This window comes from Paraburkholderia sp. JHI2823 (genome assembly GCF_038900695.1).
In the GTDB taxonomy this organism is placed as follows: Bacteria; Pseudomonadota; Gammaproteobacteria; order Burkholderiales; family Burkholderiaceae; genus Paraburkholderia; species Paraburkholderia mimosarum.
The window spans coordinates 1-1,008 of the sequence record NZ_JAYMRY010000147.1 but is presented as its reverse complement, the minus strand read 5'-3'; the positions used below and the strand labels follow the sequence as shown (position 1 = coordinate 1,008).

The window sequence follows — 1,008 nt, the reverse complement described above, 5'->3', positions numbered from 1 at the left end:
GCCCGGCAAGGTCGTCTATCGTTCCGCGCTGATCGAACTGATCCAGTACGAACCACTGACGCCGACCGTGTGGCATGAGCCCGTCCTGATCGTGCCATCGTGGATACTCAAATACTACATTCTCGATCTTTCGCCGCATGACTCCCTGGTGCGCTATCTCGTCGACCACGGACATACGGTTTTCATGATTTCCTGGCGCAATCCCCGTGGAGAGGCGCGGGACCTCGGACTGGATGACTACCTCAATATGGGCTTGTTCGATGCGCTCGCTCAGGTGCGCCGCATCACGGACGCCCCTGTGCATGGCGTGGGCTACTGCCTGGGCGGTACGCTGCTCGCACTTGGGGCCGCGGCGCACGCGCGGGCACACCGGAAAGAGGCGGCCGAGCTGAAGACGATCACCCTGCTCGCAGCGCAGACCGACTTCAGCGAGCCGGGAGAACTGGGCCTGTTCGTCGATGCCAGCAGGTTGGCCTATCTCGATGCGCTCATGTGGGAACAAGGCTATCTGGACGGCGAACAGATGGCCGCGGCGTTCCAGATGCTGCGATCACACGATCTGATCTGGTCGCGCCTCGTGCGGGAATACCTGCTCGGCACGCGTACTCAACCCACGGACCTGATGGCGTGGAGCGCGGACACGACCCGATTGCCATACCGGCTACATCTCGAGACGCTGACACACTTGTATCTGCATAACGACCTCGCCGAGGGCAGGTATTTTGTGCATGGAAAACCAGTACACCTTGGGGCCCTGAAGATGCCGGTTTTTGCCGTGGGTGCGGAACGCGATCACGTCTCCCCCTGGCACTCCGTGTACAAGCTCCACTTGTTGACCGATACGGAGATCGGTTTCGTGCTGGCGTCGGGCGGCCACAACGCAGGTATCGTTTCGGAGCCCGGCCATGCGCGCCGGTTTCGCTTTCGAATGAGGCATAAAGGCGAACATTACATGAGCCCCCACGAGTGGTTAGAGGCGACACCGGCGCAACAGGACTCATGGTGGCC

At 61.1% G+C, this 1,008-nt stretch carries 1 protein-coding gene; it reads left to right on the top strand.

The window, feature by feature from the left end; genetic code table 11:
* Window positions 1–1,008 (top strand): alpha/beta fold hydrolase (locus tag VSR34_RS37995; RefSeq protein WP_342965186.1); only part of this gene is annotated, 1,008 nt, incomplete at both ends.